The organism is Neorhizobium sp. P12A, from assembly GCF_008365395.1.
Classification (GTDB): domain Bacteria; phylum Pseudomonadota; class Alphaproteobacteria; order Rhizobiales; family Rhizobiaceae; genus Rhizobium.
The window spans coordinates 331,672-356,580 of the sequence record NZ_QOVX01000004.1 but is presented as its reverse complement, the minus strand read 5'-3'; the positions used below and the strand labels follow the sequence as shown (position 1 = coordinate 356,580).

Sequence of the window (24,909 nt, the reverse complement as noted above, 5' to 3'; positions counted from 1 at the left end):
CTCTCACGCCGGCTCGGGAACTTCCTGATCCAACAGCTTCAAAAGCGCCTGCCGGTTATCGATCGCCTGCTTATACGCAGGCTGGAGCGCAATGGCGCGTTCGTAGCTCCAGAGCGCCTCCTCCGGGCGGCCCAGCCGCCGCAGGACGTTGCCGCGATTGTTGAAGGCTATTGCGTGCAGCGGCTCAAGCTCTATCGCGCGATCATAGCTGACCATCGCGCCATCGAAGTCGTTTGTGCCAGCCTGGAGATTGCCATAGTTGCAATGCGCTGACGCGGCCGTCGGACGGATTTCCAGCGCCCGCCTTATCTCCGCCTCTGCCGAACGCACCTCGCCCCGCTGCAAAAGCAGGATACCGAGCTGGTGCGCAGCGTCGAAATTCGACGGATCATCGGCAATCACCGCGCGATAGAGTTTTTCGGCCTCGTCGAGATTGCCGGCACGATGGAAGGCGAAGGCCTCCTCCACGCTGGCGCTTTCCGGGAGCGCATCGCCTTCCGGAACCCAGAGCGAACCGATATCCCGATAGAGGGCCAATGCATCCTGATGAGACGGCTCGACGGCAAGGATCTGCCGACAGGCGATCTGGGCGTTGACGGGATCGCCGTCATCGCGAAGCCGTTTCGCCCGCGCAACGACGATCGGCAGGCTGCGAGGATCAAGTCTCTCGCCAAGGTTCCGCTTGCTGCGCGTGGTTATCCGCAGGCGCTCGATACGATGTTCCTTGGAGCCAAACATATATTTGTAGGCATAATCGCCGGTCCCGAGATCGTAGCGCTCGAAACCATTCTCGATACCCCAGCGGACATTGTCGGCATGCAGCATCAATCCTGGAGACGGATTCTTGAACGCCAAGTCGCGGGCTCCGAGAAAGCAGACCATGGACCTGCGAGGACAATCCAGAAGGATGACGAATGCAGCAAGCGGCGTCTCGCCCCGCCAGAGGATAGACAAGAGAAGCGTGCCATCGTTGAAACATTCCGATAGCATTTGCTGCGAACTATCAAGGATATAGCGCGCGTATCGCGGATTGGTCGCGCCCCATTGCGCCTGCCAAAGGCTGTGGAAAGTTTCGAGATCGCGCTCGATGCTATCGGCATCCGCGTGAGTGACCTGAAACTCCTCGCCACCATCGAGCTTGCGCAGACAGAGCCTGACGTTGCGGCGCGTTTTCGCGCCCAGCCGCTCGTTCAGAAAGTGCTCGAAATCATCGGTGAGCGGCACGTAGACATAGAGATCGTGGTCGATCCTTGCGCCTGACGCAGTAATATGGGCGGGGCGCGAGACCTTGCTGCAGACGAAATCCGATTGCGGAAACCGATCGAGAAACGCATCCAGCCGCTCGCTCGACATATAGATGTCGTCGAGATGCAGGCTCGTCCAGTTGAACTCCCGAATGCGATCCGCCAACGCGGCGACCGCCAGATCCTCGTAAACCGGATCGCACAATATGCCGGTATAGACCGCGTAGTAGGAGCCGCCCATCACGATGGTGTTGTAAAAGCCCCTGCCCTTGTCGAGACCGGTGCCGATTTGCACCGGAAAGAAAGCCACGTACCCGTCATCCTCCGGCTCATCCTTGGCAGCAAGGACGAGCCAGGGCAAGGGACGTGATTTGAGCCAAGTGGCGATCCATATCCACGATAGAAAATAATGAGCCTCGGGATCGGCAGCGTAGAGACGATCCCAGTTGGGCCTTAGCGCCTCCAGCTCGTCAAAATCTTCGATCACGTCAATATGCATGTACGACGCCGTGTTTAAGATTCTTGAAATTTAAGAATTACATGAAACACATTGCGCGGCAATCATGATGAAGGGGTAAGCATTCCGAGCGGTGCAAGAAAGCCAAGGATATGTTTCGCAATCGCGTCTGCTTCAAATCTTCCTTAAACTTCGAAGTCTACCGTGGCGGCACGAGTATTGCGTTTTGGTATTGCGTTCATGATGTCCCGTTTCTTCTTCGGACTTGGCCTTCTGTCGGCCACAGCCCTTGTACACCCTGCGTTTGCGAGCGATGCCCGCACGCTGCAGATCGTGGTTTCGACCGATCGGCAATCGCTTGCCGTCTATGACGGCTCGGAAGTCGTCGCGACCTCGAAGGTTTCGACCGGCAAACAGGGGCATTCGACGCCGCTGGGCATCTTTTCCATTCTGGAGAAGCAGCGCTATCACGAATCCAACATCTATTCCGACTCACCGATGCCCTTCATGCAGCGGCTGACATGGTCGGGCATCGCGCTGCATGAGTCGGGCTATGTCCCCAATCATCCGGCCTCGCACGGCTGCGTGCGCATGCCCAAGGCCTTTGCGGAGATGCTGTTCAAGATGACGGATCGCGGCGTCCATGTCGTCATTTCCGATCGGCCGCTCGTTCCGCAGCCGGTCGAGAGCACGGCACTGTTCCAGCCCCAGCCGGCGCCCGCGACAGGTCCGCTCTTTGCTGGCCTCGAGCTGAGGCCGACGACATCTAGCTTCCTGCCGCAGCCGGAGCCGGTGCAGGTTGCGACCAACGATGCCGCCTCCCTGCCGATGCCGCCGGTCGCGCCGGAAATTGCCGCAGCGGACGAGGCTCCGCTTCGTATCCTCATCACCCGCAGAGAGCTCAGGGATAATGTCCGCGACCTGCAGGACATCCTGAACGGACTGGGCTACGAGACCGGCACCCCTGATGGCCTGCTTGGACCGGCAACGGTTCAGGCCATCGGGGATTTCAAGAAGGCGCATGATGTGGTCACGTCAGGCGGGCTCGTCAGCCCCGCGCTGATGAAGGCCGTCTATGCCATTGCCGGCAAGGGCGAGCCGCCGAATGGCGAGGTCATGGTCCGCCAGGATTTCAAGCCGCTGTTCCAGGCGCCCGCCATCATCGCCGACCCGCAGGAGGCGTTGGGCACGCATTTCTTTACCGCCCACAATGTCGACAAGCTCAGCGGCAAGGCGGAGTGGTACGGGATCACGCTCGAGGATGATCTGTCGAAGGATGCGCGCAAGCGGCTCGGCATCACCAGCGAGGCACGGTCACAATCGCTGAGCGCGGCCGAAAGCGCGCTCGACCGGATCACCATTCCCGACGACGCGCGACGCCACATCGAAGACCTGCTGTCATCGGGATCGTCGCTCACCATCACCGATGCCGGAGTAAGCTCCGAGACCGGCAACGGCACCGATTTCATCACCATCACGAAGAGGGGCGGCCTCGGCGGAAAGGGCTAAATGCCGCCGGGCGTCACACCAGCTCGACGTCGATGATGCCGGGGGCGGATCTCAGGGCTGCGGCGATTTCCGGCGTGATGCGATATTTCTGCGGCAGTTCCACCTCGACTTCGCGCTTGCCGTCTTCCTTGATGACGATGAAGGAGACGAGGCCGTCGCCCTTGGCGTTCAGGTGTGCAGCGACAGCGCGCAGCGGGCCGGAATCGCGGACATAGACGCGCAGGGCCTTCTGCATCTGCAGGGATTTCTCCTCAAGGGACTGCGCGGTTGCGAGCCGCAGACTGATGCCTTCCGGCCGTTCATCGGCCTGCGCGGTGATGACGAAGGATTTTCCGACTTCGAGAACGTCGCGATACTGGTTCAGCGTCTCCGAGAAAAGCACCGCTTCGAACTGGCCCGACGAATCCGAGAAGACGAAGATGCCCATCTTGTTGCCGGTGCGCGTCTTGCGCTCCTGCTTGGAAATGACCGTACCGGCCAGGCGGCCGTTGCTTGCGCCCTGCTTCACCGCCGCCGAAAAATCGGCGAAGGTCTGCACGCGCATCTTGTCGAGCACCTTGTTGTAGCTGTCGAGCGGGTGGGCGGTCAGGTAGAAGCCGAGGACCTGGAATTCCTTCAGCAGGCGCTCCGAAGCGAGCCACGGCGTGAAATGCGGCAGCGAAATCTTCTCCGGGCCGGAAGAGCCGCCGCTGCCGAACATGTCGGACTGGCCGCTGGTCTTGTTCTCCTGGGCGCGCTGCGCATAGCCCATGATCCGGTCGAGGCCACCGATCAGCTCTGCGCGGTCAATCGAGAAACAATCGAAGGCGCCGGCTGAAATCAGGCTTTCCAGCACGCGACGATTGACCTGTCGCGGATCGATCCGGAGGCAGAAATCCTCAATGCTGGCAAAGGGCTTGTCGCCCCTCACCTCGACAATATGGTCGACCGCCGATTCGCCCACGCCCTTGATCGCGGCGAGCGCATAATAGATGCGGTTGTCGCCGGTCTGGAAATGGCGGAACGAGGTTTGTACCGACGGTGCGATGACTTCGATGCCAAGACGCTTGGCGTCCTGGCGGAAATCGTTGACCTTCTCGGTGTTCGACATGTCGAGCGTCATCGAGGCGGCGAGGAATTCGACCGGATAATGCGCCTTCATATAGGCGGTCTGGTAGGAGACGATCGCGTACGCGGCGGCATGCGACTTATTGAAGCCGTAGTTTGCGAACTTCGCCAGGAGTTCGAAGATGTTGTCAGCCTGCGGCTTCGACACACCGTTCTTGACGGCGCCGTCGACGAAGCGCTCGCGCTGCTGGTCCATCTCCGCCTTGATCTTCTTACCCATGGCGCGGCGCAGAAGATCGGCTTCGCCGAGGGAATAGCCCGACAGGACCTGGGCGATCTGCATCACCTGTTCCTGATAGACGATAACGCCCTGTGTTTCCTTGAGCAGATGGTCGATCGTCGGATGGATCGACTCTAGTTCTTCCTCGCCATGCTTGCGGGCGTTGTAGGTCGGGATATTCTCCATCGGGCCCGGGCGATAGAGCGCCACCAGCGCGATAATGTCCTCGATGCAGTCGGGGCGCATGCCGATCAGCGCCTTGCGCATGCCCGCACTTTCCACCTGGAACACGCCGACCGTCTCGCCGCGCGAGAGCATGTCGTAAGTGGGCTTGTCATCCAGCGGGATCGCCGCCAGATCGACCTTGATGCCGCGCTTGGCGACGAAATCGACCGCGACCTTGAGGACAGTCAGCGTCTTCAGGCCGAGGAAGTCGAACTTGACGAGGCCGGCCTGTTCGACCCACTTCATGTTGAACTGCGTGACCGGCATGTCGGAGCGCGGATCGCGGTACATCGGCACCAGCTTCGACAAGGGCCTGTCGCCGATGACGATGCCGGCGGCGTGGGTCGAAGCGTGGCGGTAGAGACCCTCGATCTTCTGGGCGATATCGAGCAAGCGGGCGACGACCGGCTCCTTGTCCGCCTCTTCCTGCAGTTTCGGCTCCTCCTCGATCGCCTTGGACAGCGGTGTCGGGTTGGCCGGATTGTTCGGCACCAGCTTGCAAATCTTGTCGACCTGGCCATAGGGCATTTCGAGCACGCGGCCGACGTCGCGAAGGGCGGCGCGCGCCTGAAGCGAACCGAAGGTGATGATCTGGGCCACCTGTTCGCGGCCGTATTTCTGCTGGACGTAGCGGATCACCTCTTCGCGGCGGTCCTGGCAGAAGTCGATATCGAAGTCCGGCATCGAGACGCGTTCCGGATTGAGGAAGCGTTCGAAGAGCAGCGAGAAACGCAACGGATCGACGTCGGTGATCGTCAGCGCATAGGCAACCAGCGAGCCCGCACCGGAGCCGCGGCCGGGGCCAACGGGGATATCATGCTGCTTGGCCCATTTGATGAAGTCTGCAACGATCAGGAAGTAGCCCGGGAACTTCATGCGCTCGATGACACTGAGCTCGAATTCCAGCCGTTCCCGGTAATCTTTCTCCTCGTAACCCGCCGACATGCCGAGCGTTGCAAGCCGCATGTCCAGGCCTTCGACCGCCTGGCGGCGAAGCTCGCCCGACTCGGCACGCTCTGCCTCCTCCGGGTCGTCGGTGGCGCCGGTAAAGCGCGGCAGGATCGGCTTGCGGGTCTTCAGGACGAAGGAGCAGCGCCGGGCGATCTCGACCGTGTTCTCCAGCGCCTCGGGCAGATCTGCAAAGAGCTTGGCCATGTCGGCGCGGCTCTTCAGATAATGATCCGGCGTCAGGCGAAAGCGGCTGTCATCCGAGACGATGGCGTTGTGCGCAACCGCCATCAGGGCATCATGCGCATCGTAATCGTCGCGGGTCGGGAAAAAGGCTTCGTTAGTCGCTACCAGCGGCAGGTCATGTTCATAGGCAAGGCCGATCATGCGCTGCTCGTGGCGGCGGTCGTAGGTGCCGTGCCGCTGCAACTCGACATACAGCCGGTCGCCGAACAGGCGCTTCAGCTGCATCAGCCGCGCCAAAGCCTGGGGCGCGTGCCCTTCCTTCAGCGCCATGTCGATCGGGCCGCCTAGCGACCCGGTCAAGGCGATCAAGCCGCCAGTCCCGATCTCCTCCAGCCAGGAGGCGCAGATGTGGACGGCCTGGGTACCCTCGCCGCCGAGATAGGCACGGCTGACGAGATCCACGAGACGCTCATAGCCCGCGTCGGTGGCAGCCAGAAGCACGATCGACGGCAGTTTGGCGAGCGCCTGCTGGCCGTTGCGCTTTTCGCCCTCTGCGGCGTCCTCCATATCGATCGACACCTGGCAGCCGATAATCGGCTGCAAGCCCTCGTCCATCGCCTTCTGGGAGAATTCCAGCGCGATGAAAAGATTGTTGGTGTCGGTAATGGCAATCGCCGGCTGGCTGTCGCTGGCGACCTTGGCAAGAATCTTCTTGAGCGGCAAAGCGCCCTCAAGAAGCGAATAGGCGGAATGGACGCGCAGATGCACAAACTCGGGAGCTTCTCCCAACGGCGCGCCTAATACGCTGCCCCCTGTCGTATCCGCCATGATATGCCTTTCCAAATGCCCGAGTCTTTCGCGCATATTTTCGGCATAGCTGGCGGCAAAGTCCAGTCGTGCTTACGTGGATCAGCCATGCATTACCGCGGGCCGATCCCCAAAATTACATCGCCATCATGATGAGGGAAAAACTGGCGACGAACATGACGATGGAGGTGAATGCTGCAATGTCTCGAATGATCTCGGTCATCTGTGCTCTCCTTACTCGTTATGTTTCTTTTTTGTTCTATTTCTGTTCGAGAGTCAACGGCAGTTTCGACGAATTTGTCGCGATATCTTTTAAAGTCTTCGACTATGGTTAAAACGGCCGGACACCATCCTGATCCGGGGAGCGCCAATCGAAATGAGAAATCTTATCCCGGCTATTCTTTTGTTCCTTCTGACCGGCGGGGTCGCCGCCGCCGAGGATATCGCGCCCGAGCACATCATCGACGCCACCACGGGCGATTGGGACAAGGACGGCAAGACCGATATGGCGATGCTCGTCGGCCCGAAGGAACAGGGCGACGATATCGCGATCTATATCTACCTGCGCGACAAGGATCACGACCTGTTGAAACTGGTCACGACGGCGCCGGCGAAAGTCTGGGGCAATGCAAGCCTCGACGGCATGTTCGGCCAGGACCCTGCGATCAAGGGCATGCCGAACGGCTCGATCGCCGTTCATTCGGAAAATAGCGGCGTCGGTCGCGACCGCTGGGACCAGACGCTGACGCTCGCCTATCGCAACGGCGCCTTCGTCGTCGCCGGCTACACCTATAACTACTATGACACGCTGGACCCTGATCACAACGGTTCCTGCGACTACAACGTTCTGACAGGCAAGGTAACGAAGGACGGCAAGGACAGTAAGGCTGATCCGAAGACGATCAAGATCGAGGACTGGGACGATCAGGTCGGGCAAACGGGCTGCGGCATCAAGCAGGACTGACGCCTCACACCCGGCAATCCGATCCTCACATTTCCACGACCTTCCCGTCGCTCAGCGTCACGCGGCGGTCCATTCGGGCCGCGAGTTCGTGATTGTGTGTCGCGATCATGGCAGCCAGACCGGACTGACGAACCAGTGCTTCCAGCGCGTCGAAAACGTAATGGGCCGTTGCCGGGTCGAGATTGCCCGTCGGTTCATCTGCCAGCAACACAAGCGGCGCATTGGCAACCGCGCGGGCGATCGCTACGCGCTGCTGCTCACCACCGGACAGTTCGGCCGGACGGTGATCGCCGCGATGACCGATGCGCATATAGTCCAGCAAAGCACTGGCGCGCTCGCGGGCTTCCTTGCGGGAGAGTCCGGCGATCATCTGCGGCATCATGATGTTCTCGGCTGCCGAAAATTCCGGCAGGAGATGGTGGAACTGGTAGACGAAACCAATATCGCTGCGGCGCATCGCCGTGCGGCGATCGTCGGACAGCCCGTTGCAGGCATTGCCGTTCAGGACGACGTCGCCGCCATCGGGATGCTCGAGCAAGCCGGCGACATGCAGAAGCGTCGATTTGCCTGTGCCTGACGGCGCAACGAGCGCGACGATCTCGCCCCTATGCAGCGAGAAATTCGCGCCCTTCAGGATGGAGAGCCTCGTTTCGCCTTGCCCGTAGTGACGCTCGATGCCCGATAGTTCGAGAACGACATGTCGTTTCATGGAATGAAGCAACCCTTATTCGTAGCGGAGAGCCTGCACCGGATCGAGCCGTGAGGCACGCCAGGCCGGAAAGATGGTGGCGAGGAAGGACAGTGTCAGCGCCATGACGACGACGGTGATCGTCTCGCTCAAATCCATTTCCGCCGGCAGTGTGCTGAGGAAATAGAGCTGCGGGTCAAACAGGACAGTGCCTGAGATCCAGGAGAAGAACTGGCGGATCGATTCGATATTGACGCAGACGAGAACGCCGAGCAGCACGCCCGCCAAGGTGCCGACGATGCCGATCGCAGCCCCGGTCATGAAGAAGATGCGCATGATCGAACCCGACGTCGCGCCCATCGTGCGAAGGATAGCGATGTCGCTGCCCTTGTCCTTTACGAGCATGATCAGGCCGGAAATGATGTTCAGCGCCGCGACGAGAACGATCAGCGTCAGGATCATGAACATCACGTTGCGCTCGACCTGGAGGGCGGAGAAGAAGGTCTCGTTGCGCTGGCGCCAGTCAGTCAGGAAGACCTGGCGTCCGGCCGCCGCCTCGATCTTCGGCCGCAGCGCGTCGACATCATCGGGATTGGTGACGAAGAGCTCGATCGACTGAACGATGCCTTCCGTATTGAAATAAAGCTGGGCCTCTTCCAACGGCATGAAGATGATCGAGGCATCATATTCCGACATGCCGATCTCGAAGATGCCCGAGACGGTGTAGGACTTCACCCGTGGATTGACGCCGAAGGGCGTGACGTCGCCATCCGGCGCGATCAATGTAATCTGGTCGCCGGCTGTAATGCCGAGCTGCTGGGCCATGCGCGAGCCGATCAGCACGCCCTGCCCGGCGGCAAAGCCGGTCAGGTCACCGGCCTTGATGTTGCCGGCCACGGTCTTCAACTTTTCCAGATCCTCGGCGCGGATGCCGCGCACCAGGGCGCCGGTACCTGAGCCGCCACGGCCGGATGCCAGGGTCTCGCCCTCCACCAATGGCAGCGCCATGGTCACACCAGGCACGGCCGAGAATTTCTTGGCGAGTTCGTCGTAATTGTTCAGCGGCGCGTCTACCGGCTGGACGATGACGTGGCCGTTGAGCCCGAGAATGCGAGTGATGAGCTCGGTGCGGAAGCCGTTCATGACGGCCATGACGATGATCAGCGTGGCGACGCCCAGCATGATGCCGATGAAGGAGAAGCCGGCGATGACTGAAATGAAGGCTTCCTTGCGCCGGGCGCGCAGATAGCGCCAGGCGACCACTCTTTCAAAGGCGGAAAATGGCCGGGACGCCGGAGCTTTGGCGGATGTCTTTTCCTGCTGGTCTACTGCCGCGCTGCTCACTGCCATTCCGTTTCCTGTTCCAAATCAGCCCGCGAGCTGGTTGATTGCCGCATCGACCGTGATCGTCTGGCGCTCGCCCGTCTTGCGGTCCTTCACTTCCACTTCGCCGTTCGCGATGGAGCGCGGGCCGACGATGATCTGCTTCGGCACGCCGATCAGGTCGGCGGTCGCAAACTTCGTTCCAGCGCGCTCGTCGCGATCGTCGTAAAGCACGTCCTTGCCGGCCTTCGTCAGAGCGGCATATAGGGTTTCGCAAGCGGAATCGCAGGCTTCGTCGCCAGCTTTCATGTTGATTATGATCGCATCGAACGGCGCCACGGATTCCGGCCAGATGATTCCGTTCTCGTCATGCGAGGCTTCGATGATGGCGGGAACAAGGCGCGTCGGCCCGATTCCGTAAGATCCCATGTGGACAGCGTGTTCCTTGCCGTCAGGACCCTGCACCTTGGCGCCCATCGGCTCGGAATATTTCGTGCCGAAATAGAAGATGTGGCCGACCTCGATGCCGCGTGCCGAAAGGCGCTCGCCTTCCGGAATGGCGTTGAAGGCCGCTTCGTCGTGCATTTCCGATGTCGCCGCATAGACGGAGGTCCACTTGTCGAAGATCGCCTGCAGGCCGGCGACATCATCGAAATCGGTGTCGGCCGAGGGGATGTCGAAATTGACGAAATCCTTGTGGCTGAAAACTTCCGATTCGCCGGTGTCGGCGAGAATGATGAATTCGTGGCTGTGATTGCCGCCGATCGGGCCGGTGTCGGCGCGCATCGGAATGGCGCGCAGGCCGAGCCTGTCGAAGGTGCGCAGGTAGGCGACGAACATCTTGTTATAGGAATGGATCGCGTCGTCCTTGGTCAGGTCGAAGGAATAGGCATCCTTCATCAAGAATTCGCGCGAACGCATGGTGCCGAAGCGCGGGCGGATTTCATCGCGGAACTTCAGCTGGATATGATAGAGATTGAGCGGAAGGTCCTTGTAGGACTTGATATAGGTGCGGAAGATATCCGTCACCATTTCCTCGTTCGTGGGGCCATAAAGCATCGGCCGGTCCTGCCGGTCCTTGATGCGCAGCATCTCCTTGCCGTAGGCCTCGTAGCGGCCGCTTTCCTGCCAGAGCTCGGCGGACTGCAGCGTCGGCATGAGGAGCTCGATGGCGCCGGAGCGATTCTGCTCCTCGCGGACGATATTGTTGACCTTGTCCAAGACGCGCTTGCCCAGCGGCAGCCACGAATAGATACCCTGGCTCTGCTGACGGATCATGCCCGACCGCAGCATCAGCCGGTGCGATACGATTTCCACCTCCTTGGGATTTTCCTTCAGGATGGGCATGAAGTAACGGGATAAGCGCATAGCGGATTCCAGAGATTTTGCCGATTCCGCAGTCAAAAACGGAATCGCCATAAAGCGTTAACACTGCTGGCGTTCATAGCCGCTTCGCGGCCGGAAAGAAACCCGCCTTGCAGACGAACGAACGCATCAGCCTGACGTTAAAGCAGGGGATTACGGCTTTTCTATACAAATTCGAAAAAGCACATATTTCTAAGGACTTGGGCCGAAATTTTGTCAACAGAAAAATTTTGTACAAGTGTAGCAAAAATGCAAAAAAACAGATGACAAAGCTCATTCTTTGAGCTAGTTTTAGCTCACAAAAGAGGCAGGAAGGTTAAATTCTTGTCGTTCTCGCGGTCAAGTCTTGGGAGGATCAGATCTTAGGCGCGCTTGCTCGCAGCCCCGGCAACGGATAAGGATCACGCGATACTTAAAACAAGGCTTATAGCCTTGTTTTTTTTTGGCTTTATGGCTTCCCCACCTCGCCCTGCACAGCCTGCTCCGAACTTTCGGAAGAACCGCCCGCTGGCCTCCATCGATGGATGATTGGTCAGCCGATAGGCATGCTCTTTGCACTGGCGAGGTAACAATTGTATGACAGATTGCGGGCTATCAACCGCCGTAGCGCGGAACGATCTGCGGCAGGGCGTCGAAACTGAATCCGAAGTAATCCGTTAGGATGAACCAGCCGCCATAGATGATAGCGGAAGCAAGCGTCGTCATCAGAACGACTCGCCAGCCCCTGAATTTCGTCGGCGCGCTTGCGACAGTGCCCAGAACGACTTCGTTGTCTTCGGCCTGGGTACGATGGCCGAATGGCAGGACTGCGAAAAGCGTAATCCACCAGACAACGAAATAGACGGCAACTGTCGAAAAAATAGCCTGTGTCATGCATGCCTCCCTCGGCGGAGACGGAACCAGGCAGACCGGCCCAAGCCACCTGCCCTTTCCATCCGCGACGCCGCCTTCATGACATTCTTATAGAGGCAAAGCGGTTCTCACTCAAAGCACCGTTGAGTGCCCTAATGTCACAGCTGCTCAAGTTCGATGAGCGTTCCGAAAAAATCCTTGGGGTGCAGGAAGAGAACCGGCTTGCCATGTGCACCAATCCTGGGTTCGCCATTGCCGAGAACCCGGGCACCGGCCGAAAGCAGTCGGTCGCGGGCATTCATGATATCCGCCACCTCGTAACAGATATGATGCATGCCGCCCGAAGGGTTCTTTTCGAGAAAGGCGGCAATGGGAGAATCAGAACCGAGAGGCTCCAGAAGCTCGACCTTCGAGTTGGGCAGCTCGACAAAGACGACGGTCACGCCATGCTCCGGCAGTGCCTGGGGCTGCGATACCGCCGCGCCGAGAATATCGCGATAGCTCTCGGTAGCTGCCGCCAGATCGGGGACGGCAATTGCGATGTGATTGATACGTCCCAGCATGCTGGCCTCCTCCCTGGCCATACGCCCCGGCCTTAACGCGCGGTCCTCAAACCTTCGTCAGGAACACCGTGACCACGGGCTTCTTGCCCCAGACCTGATTTGCCGTCGAGCGTACGGCCCGGCGCACCGCCTCCTGCAGCATGGCGAGATCCTTGCGGCGCGCGCGCGGGACACTCTCGACAGCGCTGACAATAGCGTCGAAGAGCGTGTCTTCCATATCCTCGCCCTCGTCGTCATAGACCGGCAGACCGATCGGCACGAGATCAGGGTCGCCAACGATATCGTAGCGGCTATCCAGCACGACGTTGACGGCGACATGGCCAACAAAGGACAATTTCTTGCGTTCGCCGATACCCATTTCGTCGAAATCGCCGATCAGCGTTCCGTCCTTGTAGATGCGTCCATGTGGCGCCTCGTCCACGACCTGTACCGGGCCGGGCGCCAATCGCAGCACGTCGCCATTGCGTACGCGCGGCACGATCGCGATACCGGATTGCTCGGCCAGTTCCTTGTGCGCAGTCAGGTGTGCAGCTTCGCCATGGACCGGCACGACGACCTTCGGCCGGGTCCATTGATACATCTTCTGCAACTCGTTGCGACGCGGATGGCCGGATACGTGAACCAGCGCCTCGCTGTCGGTAATGATGTGAACGCCTTGTTCCACCAATCCGTTCTTGATGTCCTGGATCGCCTTCTCGTTGCCGGGAATGGCGCGGGAGGAAAAGACGACGATGTCGCCGGCCGAGAGGGCCACATTGCGCATCTCGTCGCGCGACAGCTTGGCAAGCGCTGCTCTCGGCTCACCCTGGCTGCCGGTCAGGATCACGACGACCTTGTCCCGCGGAATATAGCCGTATTCGTCCTCGGCGATGAACGGCTTGACGCCCTCCATCAGGCCGACATCGCGCGCAACATCGACGACACGCTTCAGCGAGCTGCCGAGCAGCAGCACTTCGCGGCCCGCGGCTTCGGCGGCTTCCGCGACCGTGCGGATACGGCCGACATTCGAGGAGAAGGTGGTGATCGCCACACGGCCCTCGGCCGCCTCGATGATCTTACGCAGGCTCTCCGAGACATCCTTTTCTGAAGGTGAAACGCCATCGCGCAGCGCGTTGGTGGAATCGCACATCAACGCCAGCACGCCCTCATCGCCGAGCTGCTTGAAACGCGTCTCATCCGTCAGGGGACCTAGCGACGGCTCGTGATCGATCTTCCAGTCGCCGGTGTGGATCACGTTGCCGAGCGGCGTGCGGATCATCAGCGACATCGGCTCGGGAATGGAGTGGTTGACCGCGACGCCTTCAACGCTAAAAGGGCCGACATTGATACGGTCGCCAGCCCTAAAGATCGTCACGGGAATTTCACCCATCGTTTTCTCGTAATCGCGCTTGGCTTCCAGCAACCCGGCGGTGAACGGCGAGGCATAGATCGGAACGTTCAGCCCCGGCCACAGGTCGCTCAGCGCTCCGTAGTGATCCTCATGCGCATGCGTGATGATGATCGCCTTGAGGTTCTTGCGCTCCTTTGCGAGGAAGCGGATATCGGGCAGAACGAGATCGACGCCCGGCAGATCCGGACCCGGGAAGGTCACGCCGCAATCGACCATGATCCACTGGCGATGCTCTGGCGCCCCATAGCCGTAGAGCGCGAGATTCATGCCGATCTCGCCCACTCCGCCGAGCGGCAGAAACACCAGTTCGTCTTGGTTCGCCATATTATTTTCTAATCCATTATCCGAAAAAAACATCACCGGCAGCAATCGGCATCATCCTGCCCCCGCCGGTGTCGAGCATCAACAGGCCATTATCATCTATTCCCGCGAATTGTCCGGAAATCGAGCGATCGGGCAGATTGACGGTTATCTTTTCGCCGACGCCGCAGGCAACCTGTCGCCAGCGCGCGGTGATATCGCGGATTCCGCTGCCGCCATCCCATTCGTCGAGTGCCTCGACCATGGAGGCAAACAAACGGGCAAAGAGCTCTTCCGGCGATGCCGATGTGCCCTGCTCACGCAAGCATGTAACCGGATAGATGGCGTTGTCGGGCTTCGTGGCGATATTAACGCCGATCCCAATGACAAGCGCGTAGCGGCCATCAACCAGCTTCTCGCCTTCGATCAGGATGCCGCAGGTCTTTTTACGGCCGATCAATATGTCGTTCGGCCATTTGACCTCGACCGGTTCCGAAGACGGCGGGAGAACGGAACGCACAGCCTGATGGACGGAGACGGCCACAGCCAGCGGCAGAGAACCGAGCTGCTCCATCGGAGCAGGATCGATCAGAAGCAGGGATGCATAGAGATTGCCGGGTTCGGAGACCCAAGGCCGTCCGCGCCGACCGCGGCCGCCGGTCTGACGGGCGGCGGTGACCCAAAGATCGCCGGCGTCTCCGGCGCGAGCCCGCACAAGACATTCCGTGTTGGTCGAGGATGTCTCAAGGAGGGCATCATGCCGGAAGTCGGCGACCGACTTCCGGCGTTTCTTATCAGAACCCATCAAAACAGCGTCGCGGCAGCCAGTTCAGCAGCACCACCGATAGAGGAGCCGATAAAGACATAGCCGAGCACGAAGAGGCCGGAGAGACCGAAGACCAGACGCAGCGAGCCGGACGTGCGGGCGAACTGGCCGGTTGCTTCATCGAACCACATCACCTTGATAACGCGCAGGTAGTAGTAGCAGCCGACGACCGATGCCAGGACGCCGATGATTGCAAGGCCATAGAGATGGGCCTGGATGGCGGCGACGAAGACGAAGTACTTCGCAAAGAAGCCGGCCAGCGGCGGAATGCCTGCGAGCGAGAACATCAGCGCGGTCTGGACGACAGCCATGAACGGATTGGTCGTCGACAGGCCGGCGAGATCATCGATGTTTTCGACCTGCGTACCGTCCGCGCGCCGCATCGACATGATGATCGCAAAGCTGCCGAGCGTCATTGCCATGTAGATGAGCATGTAGAGCATGACGCCCGACACGCCCGTCTGTGTGCCGGCGGCGAGGCCGACCAGCGCATAGCCCATGTGGCCGATCGAGGAATAGGCCATCAGTCGCTTGATGTTCTTCTGGCCGATTGCCGCGAAGGAGCCGAGCAGCATCGAGGCAATCGAGATGAAGGTGATGACCTGCTGCCAGTCGGCAAGGATCGGCTGGAAGGCCGTGATGACGATGCGGGTCATCATCGCCATGGCGGCAACCTTGGGAGCGCCGGCCAGGAAGGCGGTAACCGGGGTCGGCGCACCTTCGTAAACGTCCGGCGTCCACATGTGGAACGGAACGGCCGAGATCTTGAAGGCGATGCCGGCGAGTATGAAGACCAGGCCGAAGATGAGGCCGAGCGAGCGAGCGCCATCCGCCGTCAGCGCATGGGCGACGTCGACGAAATGCGTGTGGCCGGTGAAGCCGTAGACCAGCGACATGCCGTAGAGCAGCATGCCCGAAGACAGGGCTCCGAGGACGAAGTACTTGAGACCGGCTTCCGTCGACTTCAGGCTGTCGCGGTTGATCGCGGCGATGACGTAGATCGCGAGCGACTGCAGCTCGAGGCCGAGATAGAGCGAGATCAGGTCGTTTGCCGAGATCATCAGCAGGATGCCGAGGGTGCTCAGCACCAGAAGCACGGGGAACTCGAACTTGTCGAGCTGGTTCTCCGAAGCATGGTTGAGAGACATGAACAGCGCCACGAAGGAACCGATCAGCGCGGTAACCTTCATGAAGCGGGAGAAGCCATCCGCGAGATAGACGCCGCCATAGGCAAGGCCTTCGCTGGGCACGAAGATCAGCCAGAGAGCCGCTATGGCAAACACGATGAGCGCGAGCACGCTCACCATCCGCCCCGAGCGTTCGCCCGCAAAGACGCCGATCATGAGCAGAACAAGTGCGCCGACCGCGAGGATGAGTTCCGGGACGGAAAGATGCAGGCTTGCGAGAATTGTGTCAGCGGTCATGTCGAAAAAGTCCTGTCATCATTTCATCGACAGCGCAACATTCTGCGCGGCGTGCAGGGCTGCGGTGTAGTTGTTCACGAGATGGTCAACCGAAGCAGCCGTCGCGTCGAAGATCGGGGCCGGATAGACGCCGAAGAAGATCGTCAGCGCGATCAGCGGATAAAGGATCAGCTGTTCACGCGGCGACAGATCGAGCAGCGCCTTCAGCTTTTCCTTCTCCAGCGCACCGAAGATCACGCGGCGGTAGAGCCAGAGCGCGTAGGCGGCCGAGAGGATGACGCCGGTGGCGGCAAAGAGCGCAACCCAGGTATTGGCGCGGTAAGCGCCGATCAGCGTCAGGAATTCGCCGATGAAGCCCGACGTACCAGGAAGACCGACGTTTGCCATGGTGAAGATCATCATCGCAACGGCGTATTTCGGCATGTTGTTGACCAGACCGCCGTAGGCGGAGATCTCACGGGTATGGGTGCGGTCATAGATCACGCCGACGCAGAGGAAGAGCGCGCCGGACACGATACCGTGCGAGAGCATCTGGAAGATAGCGCCCTGAACGCCCTGCTGGTTGGCAGCGAAAATGCCCATGGTGACATAGCCCATGTGCGCAACCGAGGAATAGGCAATCAGCTTCTTGATGTCTTCCTGCATCAGCGCCACCAGCGAGGTGTAGATGATGGCGATGACCGACAGCGAGAAGACGAAGGGTGCGAAATAATGAGACGCATCCGGGAACATGGCCAGCGAGAAGCGGATGAGGCCATAGCCGCCGAGCTTCAGCAGAATACCAGCCAGGATGACCGAGCCTGCCGTCGGCGCCTGAACGTGCGCGTCAGGAAGCCAAGTGTGAACCGGCCACATCGGCATTTTGACAGCGAAGGACGCGAAGAAGGCGAGCCATAGCCACGTCTGCAGCGCCGGCGGGAACTTGTAGGCGAGCAATGCCGGGATATCGGTCGTGCCGGCCTGCCAGTACATTGCCATGATGGCGAGCAGCATCAGCACGGAGCCGAGCAGCGTGTAGAGGAAGAACTTGTAGCTGGCGTAGACGCGATCCTTGCCGCCCCAGACGCCGATGATGAGGAACATCGGAATGAGGCCGGCTTCGAAGAAGACGTAGAACAGGACGATATCGAGGGACACGAAAACGCCGGTCATCATCGTCTCGAGGACGAGGAAGGCGATCATGTAGTCCTTGATGCGCTTTTCGATCGAAAGCCAGCTTGCCAGGACGCAGAAAGGCATCAGGAAGGCGGTCAGGACGACGAAGAGCATCGAAATGCCGTCGACGCCGACATGGTAGGAGATACCCGTGCTCAGCCAATCATGCTTTTCGACCATCTGGAAGCCGGGGTTCGAGCTATCGAAGCCGGCCCAGATTAAGAGCGAGACGATGAAGGTGAATACCGTCGTCGCCAGCGAGATGTTCAGGACATTGCGGCGGCCGTTCGGTCCGTCATCCCGCATGAAGAGCAGGAGCAGGACGCCGACCAGCGGCAGGAACGTGACCGTTGTAAGAATGGGCCAATCGGTCATCAGAAGGAACTCCCGAGCATCATCCAGGTAACGAGGGCCGCGACACCGAGCAGCATCGCGAAGGCATAGTGGTAGAGGTAGCCCGTCTGCAGACGGACAACGCGGTTGGTGACATCGACGACGCGGGCAGCCACACCATTCGGGCCGTAACCGTCGATGACGGTGCCGTCACCCTGCTTCCAGAGGAAGCGGCCGAGAGCCTTGGCGGTGCGAACGAAAAGGAAGTCGTAAAGCTCGTCGAAGTACCACTTGTTGAGCAGGAATTCGTAGAGCACGCGGTGCTGGCGAGCCAGTACCTTCGGAGTTTCCGGCGACCTGATGTACATGTACCAGGCGATCACGAAGCCGAGCACCATCGAAATAAAGGGGCTGAGCTCGACCCAGGCCGGGTTATGCTCCATCTCTTCCAGGATCTTGTTGTCCGGCAGAGTGAACAGCGCATTCTTCCAGAACTCGCTGTAGGCTTCGCCGACGAACGCGCCATGGAAGACGAAACCGGCAAAGACGGCACCGATCGCCAGCAGGTAGAGCGGGATCAGCATGACATTCGGCGATTCATGCACGTGGTGCATCACCTCATGCGAAGCGCGCGGGGCACCGTAGAAGGTCATGAAGATCAGACGCCAGGAGTAGAAGCTGGTGAAGAGCGCCGCGATGACGAGCAACGTGAAAGCGAAGCCGGATGCCGGGCTGTGCGACGCGTAGGATGCCGCAATGATCGCATCCTTCGAGAAGAAGCCTGCAAAGCCGATCGGCGTAAAGGGGATGCCGACGCCGGTGATCGCGAGCGTGCCGATGATCATCATCAGGAAGGTCTTCGGGATATGCGTGCGAAGGCCGCCCATGTGACGCATGTCCTGCTCGCCGTCGACGGCGTGGATAACCGAGCCGGCGCAAAGGAAGAGTAGCGCCTTGAAGAAGGCGTGCGTGAAGAGGTGGAAGATCGCTGCGCCATAAGCGCCGACACCGAGCGACACGAACATGTAGCCGAGCTGCGAACAGGTCGAATAAGCGATGACGCGCTTGATGTCGTTCTGCACCAGGCCGACGGTTGCCGCAAAGAAGGCGGTTATCGCACCGATGACGGTCACGAAGAGCAGCGCATCATGCGACAGTTCGAAGATCGGCGACATGCGGGCGACGAGGAACACACCGGCGGTGACCATGGTTGCTGCGTGGATGAGCGCCGAGACCGGGGTCGGGCCTTCCATGGCATCCGGTAGCCAGGTGTGCAGCAGGAACTGTGCCGACTTACCCATCGCGCCCATGAAGAGCAACAGGCAGACGCCGGTCAGCGCATGAGCGCGATCGAGCTGCATGCCGAAGAGGTTCAGCACGATATCGCCGGGCTGTCCGCCCTGCCCTGCAGCGAAGCTCTGGGCGTTTCCGAAGATCACGTCGAAGTTGATCGAGCCGAAGAGCACGAAGACGCCGGCAATGCCGAGAACGAAGCCGAAGTCGCCGACGCGGTTGACGATGAAGGCCTTCATTGCAGCTGCGTTTGCTGACGGCTTCTTGAACCAGAAACCGATGAGCAGGTAGGAAGCGAGACCAACGCCTTCCCAGCCGAAGAACATCTGGGCAAGGTTGTCCGACGTTACCAGCATCAGCATGGCGAAGGTGAAGAGCGACAGATAGGCAAAGAAGCGCGGACGATGCGGATCGTGATGCATGTATCCGATCGAATAGACGTGAACCAGTGTCGAAACCGAGTTCACGACGATCAGCATGACCGAGGTCAGCGTATCGATGCGCAGCGCCCAGGAGACGTCTATGCCGCCGGACTGGATCCAGCGCAGAACCTCAACCTTGATCGGCAGGTCATGCGGTTCGCCGAGCGCGACGGTGAAGAAAACGATCCACGACAGGATGGCCGCGATGATCATCAGGCCAGTGGTAATATATTCCGAAGCCTTCGAGCCGATCTGATTGCCGAGAAGGCCGACGATCAAGGCGCCGATGAGAGGAAGAAAGACGATAGCCTTATAGAGAAACATAGCTGTATCAGCCCTTCATCATATTGACGTCTTCCACGGCGATGGAGCCGCGGTTGCGGTAGAAGACGACCAGAATTGCAAGACCGATGGCCGCTTCCGCAGCTGCGACGGTCAGAATGAACAGAGCGAAGACCTGGCCGACGATATCGTTCAGGAAGGACGAGAAGGCGACCATGTTGATGTTGACCGCGAGCAGAATGAGCTCGATCGACATCAGGATGACGATGACGTTCTTGCGGTTCAGGAAGATGCCGAAGACGCCGAGCACGAAGAGGATGGCGCTGACCGTCAGGTAGTGGGAAAGTCCGATGACCATGTGTTTGTTCCTTGACCTTGCGTCCGCCTTACATCACGCCTTCGCCCGGCTTCACCTTGACCACCTCGATGGCGGTGGCGGGTGTGCGGGCAACCTGCCTTGAAATATTCTGGCGCTTGATATGCTGGCGATGCTTGAGCGTCAGCACGATCGCGCCAATCATCGCGACCAGCAGCACGAGGCCAGAGATCTCGAAGAAATAGACGTAGTTGGTATAGAGCACGTCGCCGAGTGCGGCGGTGTTCGTCCGCTCCGTCAGCGCCGGGATAGGCATGGCAACCGACTTGGCAACCTGGGGCGAAATCACGCTGCCGCCGACCACGACGATCAGCTCGGCCGCCAGAATGAGCCCGATCACCGCTCCGATCGGCGCATAGTTCAGAATGCCGGACCGCAGCTCGGAGAAATCGATATCGAGCATCATCACGACGAAGAGGAAGAGAACCGCGACGGCGCCGACATAGACGACCAGCAGGATCATCGCCAAGAACTCGGCTCCCAGGAGAAGGAACAAGCCCGCCGCGTTGAAGAAGGTGAGGATCAGGAACAGGACCGAATGGACCGGGTTCCGCGCGGAGATAACCATGAACGCCGACGCCACGGCGATAAAGGCGAACAGATAGAAGAATAGAGCCTGCAGACCCATGTTGGTGCCTTTTTCATCTTCCCCCGGGCAGCCGGGAGTGTCCCTGCCCGATGGAGCTTCGCAGACGATTGCCCGGCAAAGCTCCGGTCTCAATTGCACCGTGACGATATCAGCAATGGCCGCCCGTCACGGCATATTCAAATTCCGGCTCAGCGGTAAGGCGCATCCAGCGCAATATTGCGCGCGATTTCGCGTTCCCAACGGTCGCCATTTTCCAGAAGACGCGCCTTGTCGAAATAAAGCTCTTCGCGCGTTTCCGTAGCAAATTCGAAATTCGGCCCTTCGACGATCGCGTCGACCGGGCAGGCTTCCTGGCAGAAGCCGCAATAAATGCACTTCACCATGTCGATATCGTAACGCACCGTGCGGCGAGTGCCGTCGTTGCGGCGCGGGCCGGCTTCGATGGTGATTGCCTGTGCAGGACAGATCGCCTCGCACAGCTTGCACGCAATGCAGCGCTCCTCACCATTCGGATAACGGCGCAGAGCATGTTCTCCGCGGAAGCGCGGGCTGACCGGTCCCTTTTCGAAGGGATAGTTGATCGTTGCCTTCTGCTTGAAAATATAACGAAAGGTCAGCCAGAAAGCGCCGACGAATTCCTTAAGAAACAGCGAGCTGACGGCGTTGGACAATCCTGCCATCTTAACCTCCAAATAGACCGAAACCACGGACGGACATGATCACGCCCATCCCGTCAGTTTCAGCACGAATGCAACGATGACGACCATGGCGAGCGACAGCGGCAGGAAGACCTTCCAGCCAAGGCGCATCAGTTGGTCATAGCGGTAGCGCGGTACGAATGCCTTGACCATCGCGATCATGAAGAACACGAGGCAGGACTTCAAAAGGAACCAGATGACACCCGGGACCCAGTTGAGGATCCAGATATCGACCGGCGGCAGCCAGCCCCCGAGGAACAGGATCGTCGTCAGCGAGCACATCAGCACGATGGCGGCATATTCGCCGAGCATGAACATCATGTAGAGCGACGAGCCGTACTCGACCATGAAGCCGGCAACCAGTTCCGATTCCGCTTCCGGAAGGTCGAAGGGCGGACGGTTGGTTTCAGCCAGCGCCGAGATGAAGAAGACGATGAACATCGGGAAGAGCGACAGCCAATGCCAGTCGAGGAAGGACGCCGGCAGACCGAGCTTGGTGCCGAGGCCGACCTGCTGCGACATGACGATATCCGTCAAGTTCAGCGAACCGACCGTCAGAAGCACCGTGACGATGACGAGACCGATCGAAACTTCGTAGGAGACCATCTGCGCGGCGGAGCGCAGCGCACCAAGGAACGGGTACTTCGAGTTCGAAGCCCAGCCGCCCATGATGATGCCGTAGACTTCAAGCGACGAGATCGCCAGGATGTAGAGGATACCGACATTGATGTTGGCAATCACCCAACCGTGGGCGACCGGAACGACCGCCCAGGTGGAGAGCGCAAGTAGCACTGTCACGAGCGGCGCCAGCAGGAAGACGCCCTTGTTGGCGCCAGCCGGAATGACCGGCTCCTTCAGCATGAACTTCAAGAGGTCGGCGAAGGACTGGAACAGACCGAAAGGACCGACGACGTTCGGACCGCGACGCAGCTGCACCGCCGCCCAGATCTTGCGGTCGGCAAGAAGGATGTAGGCGATGAAGATCAGCAGGCAGACCAGGAGGAGAAGAGACTGACCGATCATGATGATCAACGGCCAGAGATAGGTCGAAAAGAATGAGTCCATTGTCCCCTGCCCTTACTCTGCCGCAACTTTGAAATTGTTGCGGGCCAATGCGGAGCACTCAGCCATGACAGCCGAAGCACGCGCTATCGGGTTCGTCAAATAGAAGTCTTTCACCGGCGACGCAAACCCAGATTTACCCATCTTGCCGGCTTTTTTCGCAAGTGCGGCAATTTTGGCGCTGTCGCCTTCTGCGACCTCGTCAAGCTTGGCGAAATGCGGGAAAGCAGCGAACAGTTTCGCGCGCAATTGGCTCAGCGAATCAAAGGGAAGCTTCTTGCCGAGCACGTCGGAAAGGGCGCGGATGACGGCCCAGTCCTCGCGGGCGTCGCCCGGTGCAAAACCGGCCCGGTTGCCCATCTGAACGCGACCTTCGGTGTTGACCCAGATGCCCGACTTTTCGGTGTAGGTCGCAGCCGGAAGGATGACGTCGGCATTGTGTGCGCCGTTGTCGCCGTGCGAGCCGATGTAGACGGTGAACTTCGCAGTCTTCTTGGTGAAATCCAGTTCGTCAGCACCCAGCAGGAAGAGGACGTCCATCGCGCCCAGCATCTGGGCGGCGTTGACGCCCTTCGCACCCGGCACGAAGCCGAGGTCGAGGCCACCGACGCGGGAGGCCACCGTGTGCAGCATCGCAAAGCCGTTCCAGCCTTCCGTGATCGCGCCAACGTCTGCCGCGAGCTTGGCGACGCTTGCCAGCACGGCTGCCGCGTCCTCGCGGATCAGAGCACCCTGGCCGACGATGATCATCGGCTTCTGAGCGTTCTTCAGGACATCAGCGAAAGCATGAGTGCCCGAGACGACGTCGCTCAGCGTATCCGGACCGGCGCCAAGGTAATCATAAGAGTAGCGCATTTCGCCGCCCTCACCGATCACGCCGATCGGGAACTTGCCGCGACGCCAGCGCTTGCGGATGCGGGCGTTGAGCACGGCTGCCTCGAAGCGCGGATTGGCGCCAACGATCAGCAGCGCATCAGCCTGCTCGATGCCCTCGATGGTCGGGTTGAAGAGGTAAGTCTCGCGGCCGAGCGACGGATCGATTGCCGTCCCATCCTGGCGACAGTCGAGGTTCTCGGAACCCAGCGACTTTACCAGCTCGGAGAGCGCGTACATTTCTTCGACGGAAGCAAGATCGCCGGCGATCGCGCCGATCTTGTCGCCCGAAGTGGCCGATACGGCAGACTTGATCGCGGCGAATGCTTCGGCCCAGGTCGCTACCTGCAGACGGCCGTCGCGGCGGACGTAGGGCTTGTCGAGACGCTGCGTCTTCAGGCCGTCCCAAACGTGGCGGGTCTTGTCGGAGATCCACTCTTCGTTGATCTGGTCGTTGACGCGCGGCAGGATGCGCATGACTTCGCGACCGCGGGTATCGACGCGGATCGCGGAACCGACGGCGTCCATGACGTCGATCGATTCGGTCTTGTTCAATTCCCAAGGACGCGCCGTGAAGGCGAAGGGCTTGGAGGTCAAGGCGCCGACCGGGCAGAGGTCGACGACGTTGCCCTGAAGCTCCGAAGTCATCGCCTGCTCAAGATAGGTGGTGATCTCGGCGTCCTCGCCGCGACCGATGAGGCCAAGCTCCGAGATACCGCCGACCTCGGTCGTGAAGCGGACGCAGCGGGTGCAGTGGATGCAGCGGTTCATGACCGTCTTGACGAGCGGTCCGATGTACTTGTCCTCGACGGCGCGCTTGTCTTCCTGATAGCGCGAACTGTCGATGCCGAACGCCATTGCCTGGTCCTGCAGGTCGCATTCGCCACCCTGGTCGCAGATCGGGCAATCCAAGGGATGGTTGATCAGCAGGAATTCCATCACGCCTTCGCGGGCCTTCTTGACCATCGGCGTGTTGGTGAAGACTTCCGGAAGCTCGCCGTTCGGGCCGCCGCGGATGTCGCGCACGCCCATGGCGCAGGAAGCCTGCGGCTTCGGCGGGCCGCCCTTCACCTCGACAAGGCACATGCGGCAGTTACCCGCCACCGACAAACGTTCATGGAAGCAGAAGCGCGGGACTTCGGCGCCGGCTTCCTCGCACGCCTGGATAAGCGTGTAGTGATCCGGGACTTCGATCTCTTTGCCGTCAATCTTCAGTTTTGCCATCGTCCACTCAGTCCTGTTTCACATTTGCAGCCGAATGCGGCCGCAAACAATTTCATGATCGCAACCCCACTCGCCCCTGACGGCCTTCAACCGCATGGCGTGGCAATTGCTCACAATCACCTTTGCCGAACCTTACCCCCTGGGGTTCGGCGACCCGGCTCCGCAGATTTGCCGCGATGCCCTCTTGCCTTGTCTCTGCTTTTC

The 24,909-nt window shown here is 59.9% G+C and carries 19 protein-coding genes; 2 read left to right on the top strand and 17 right to left on the bottom strand.

All coding sequences use genetic code 11. The features are described from left to right. Nucleotides 1–3: 3 nt before the first annotated feature. The gene (locus tag DTW90_RS16055) at nucleotides 4–1,743 is read right to left on the bottom strand and encodes a GNAT family N-acetyltransferase (RefSeq protein ID WP_149339541.1); all 1,740 of its coding nucleotides are present in this window, start codon (nucleotides 1,741–1,743) and stop codon (nucleotides 4–6) included. Between the two features lie 198 nt (nucleotides 1,744–1,941). Here DTW90_RS16055 and DTW90_RS16050 point away from each other — a divergent pair, with 198 nt between their 5' ends. Continuing rightward, a complete protein-coding gene (locus DTW90_RS16050; RefSeq protein WP_149339540.1) occupies nucleotides 1,942–3,210 on the top strand; it encodes a L,D-transpeptidase family protein in 1,269 nt (422 codons plus the stop codon). A gap of 13 nt (nucleotides 3,211–3,223) precedes the next feature. On the opposite strand, the gene dnaE is transcribed toward DTW90_RS16050, so the two are convergent. Next, a complete protein-coding gene (gene dnaE / locus DTW90_RS16045) occupies nucleotides 3,224–6,724 on the bottom strand; it encodes a DNA polymerase III subunit alpha (protein WP_149339538.1) in 3,501 nt (1,166 codons plus the stop codon). Nucleotides 6,725–7,079: 355 nt separating this feature from the next. Between dnaE and DTW90_RS16040 the strand changes: the two genes are divergently transcribed. Beyond that, the gene (locus DTW90_RS16040; protein ID WP_149339536.1) at nucleotides 7,080–7,667 is read left to right on the top strand and encodes a hypothetical protein; all 588 of its coding nucleotides are present in this window, start codon (nucleotides 7,080–7,082) and stop codon (nucleotides 7,665–7,667) included. Nucleotides 7,668–7,692: 25 nt separating this feature from the next. Here DTW90_RS16040 and DTW90_RS16035 read toward each other — a convergent pair whose 3' ends face one another. The 15 genes from DTW90_RS16035 to nuoG all read right to left on the bottom strand — a co-directional run bounded on the left by DTW90_RS16035 (nucleotide 7,693) and on the right by nuoG (nucleotide 24,705). Then, on the bottom strand, nucleotides 7,693–8,376 hold the full coding sequence (locus tag DTW90_RS16035) for an ABC transporter ATP-binding protein (RefSeq protein WP_132516815.1): 684 nt from the start codon (nucleotides 8,374–8,376) through the stop codon (nucleotides 7,693–7,695). 15 nt (nucleotides 8,377–8,391) lie between these two features. Further along, the gene (locus tag DTW90_RS16030) at nucleotides 8,392–9,705 is read right to left on the bottom strand and encodes a lipoprotein-releasing ABC transporter permease subunit (protein WP_149339534.1); all 1,314 of its coding nucleotides are present in this window, start codon (nucleotides 9,703–9,705) and stop codon (nucleotides 8,392–8,394) included. An 18-nt stretch (nucleotides 9,706–9,723) separates the two neighbouring features. Further along, nucleotides 9,724–11,046 (bottom strand): proline--tRNA ligase, encoded by a 1,323-nt coding sequence (gene proS / locus DTW90_RS16025; RefSeq protein ID WP_149339532.1) that lies wholly within the window; start codon nucleotides 11,044–11,046, stop codon nucleotides 9,724–9,726. A gap of 591 nt (nucleotides 11,047–11,637) precedes the next feature. Beyond that, a complete protein-coding gene (locus DTW90_RS16020; protein ID WP_149339530.1) occupies nucleotides 11,638–11,916 on the bottom strand; it encodes a DUF1467 family protein in 279 nt (92 codons plus the stop codon). A gap of 137 nt (nucleotides 11,917–12,053) precedes the next feature. Continuing rightward, complete coding sequence (mce, locus tag DTW90_RS16015; protein ID WP_149339528.1) at nucleotides 12,054–12,458, bottom strand: methylmalonyl-CoA epimerase; 405 nt, start codon at nucleotides 12,456–12,458, stop codon at nucleotides 12,054–12,056. Between the two features lie 46 nt (nucleotides 12,459–12,504). Next, on the bottom strand, nucleotides 12,505–14,172 hold the full coding sequence (locus DTW90_RS16010) for a ribonuclease J (protein ID WP_149339526.1): 1,668 nt from the start codon (nucleotides 14,170–14,172) through the stop codon (nucleotides 12,505–12,507). 16 nt (nucleotides 14,173–14,188) lie between these two features. Further along, nucleotides 14,189–14,953: a biotin--[acetyl-CoA-carboxylase] ligase gene (locus tag DTW90_RS16005; RefSeq protein WP_149339524.1), complete on the bottom strand. Its 765-nt coding sequence runs from the start codon at nucleotides 14,951–14,953 to the stop codon at nucleotides 14,189–14,191. Beyond that, nucleotides 14,953–16,398, bottom strand: a complete 1,446-nt coding sequence (gene nuoN, locus DTW90_RS16000; protein WP_149339522.1) for an NADH-quinone oxidoreductase subunit NuoN — start codon at nucleotides 16,396–16,398, stop codon at nucleotides 14,953–14,955. The genes DTW90_RS16005 and nuoN overlap by 1 nt, the downstream gene beginning before the upstream one ends. Before the next feature lie 18 nt (nucleotides 16,399–16,416). Then, nucleotides 16,417–17,928, bottom strand: coding sequence for an NADH-quinone oxidoreductase subunit M (locus DTW90_RS15995; RefSeq protein ID WP_149339520.1), 1,512 nt, complete (start codon nucleotides 17,926–17,928; stop codon nucleotides 16,417–16,419). Further along, entirely contained in the window at nucleotides 17,928–19,925 is a 1,998-nt protein-coding gene (nuoL, locus tag DTW90_RS15990; protein WP_149339518.1) for an NADH-quinone oxidoreductase subunit L, read from the bottom strand. The genes DTW90_RS15995 and nuoL overlap by 1 nt, the downstream gene beginning before the upstream one ends. A gap of 7 nt (nucleotides 19,926–19,932) precedes the next feature. After that, nucleotides 19,933–20,241, bottom strand: coding sequence for an NADH-quinone oxidoreductase subunit NuoK (gene nuoK, locus DTW90_RS15985; RefSeq protein WP_132516835.1), 309 nt, complete (start codon nucleotides 20,239–20,241; stop codon nucleotides 19,933–19,935). A 28-nt stretch (nucleotides 20,242–20,269) separates the two neighbouring features. Next, on the bottom strand, nucleotides 20,270–20,887 hold the full coding sequence (locus DTW90_RS15980; protein WP_132516837.1) for an NADH-quinone oxidoreductase subunit J: 618 nt from the start codon (nucleotides 20,885–20,887) through the stop codon (nucleotides 20,270–20,272). Between the two features lie 149 nt (nucleotides 20,888–21,036). Next, entirely contained in the window at nucleotides 21,037–21,528 is a 492-nt protein-coding gene (gene nuoI / locus DTW90_RS15975) for an NADH-quinone oxidoreductase subunit NuoI (protein WP_132516839.1), read from the bottom strand. Between the two features lie 39 nt (nucleotides 21,529–21,567). Then, nucleotides 21,568–22,611, bottom strand: a complete 1,044-nt coding sequence (nuoH, locus tag DTW90_RS15970) for an NADH-quinone oxidoreductase subunit NuoH (protein ID WP_132516841.1) — start codon at nucleotides 22,609–22,611, stop codon at nucleotides 21,568–21,570. 12 nt (nucleotides 22,612–22,623) lie between these two features. After that, nucleotides 22,624–24,705, bottom strand: a complete 2,082-nt coding sequence (nuoG, locus tag DTW90_RS15965; RefSeq protein WP_132516843.1) for an NADH-quinone oxidoreductase subunit NuoG — start codon at nucleotides 24,703–24,705, stop codon at nucleotides 22,624–22,626. Nucleotides 24,706–24,909 lie beyond the last annotated feature (204 nt).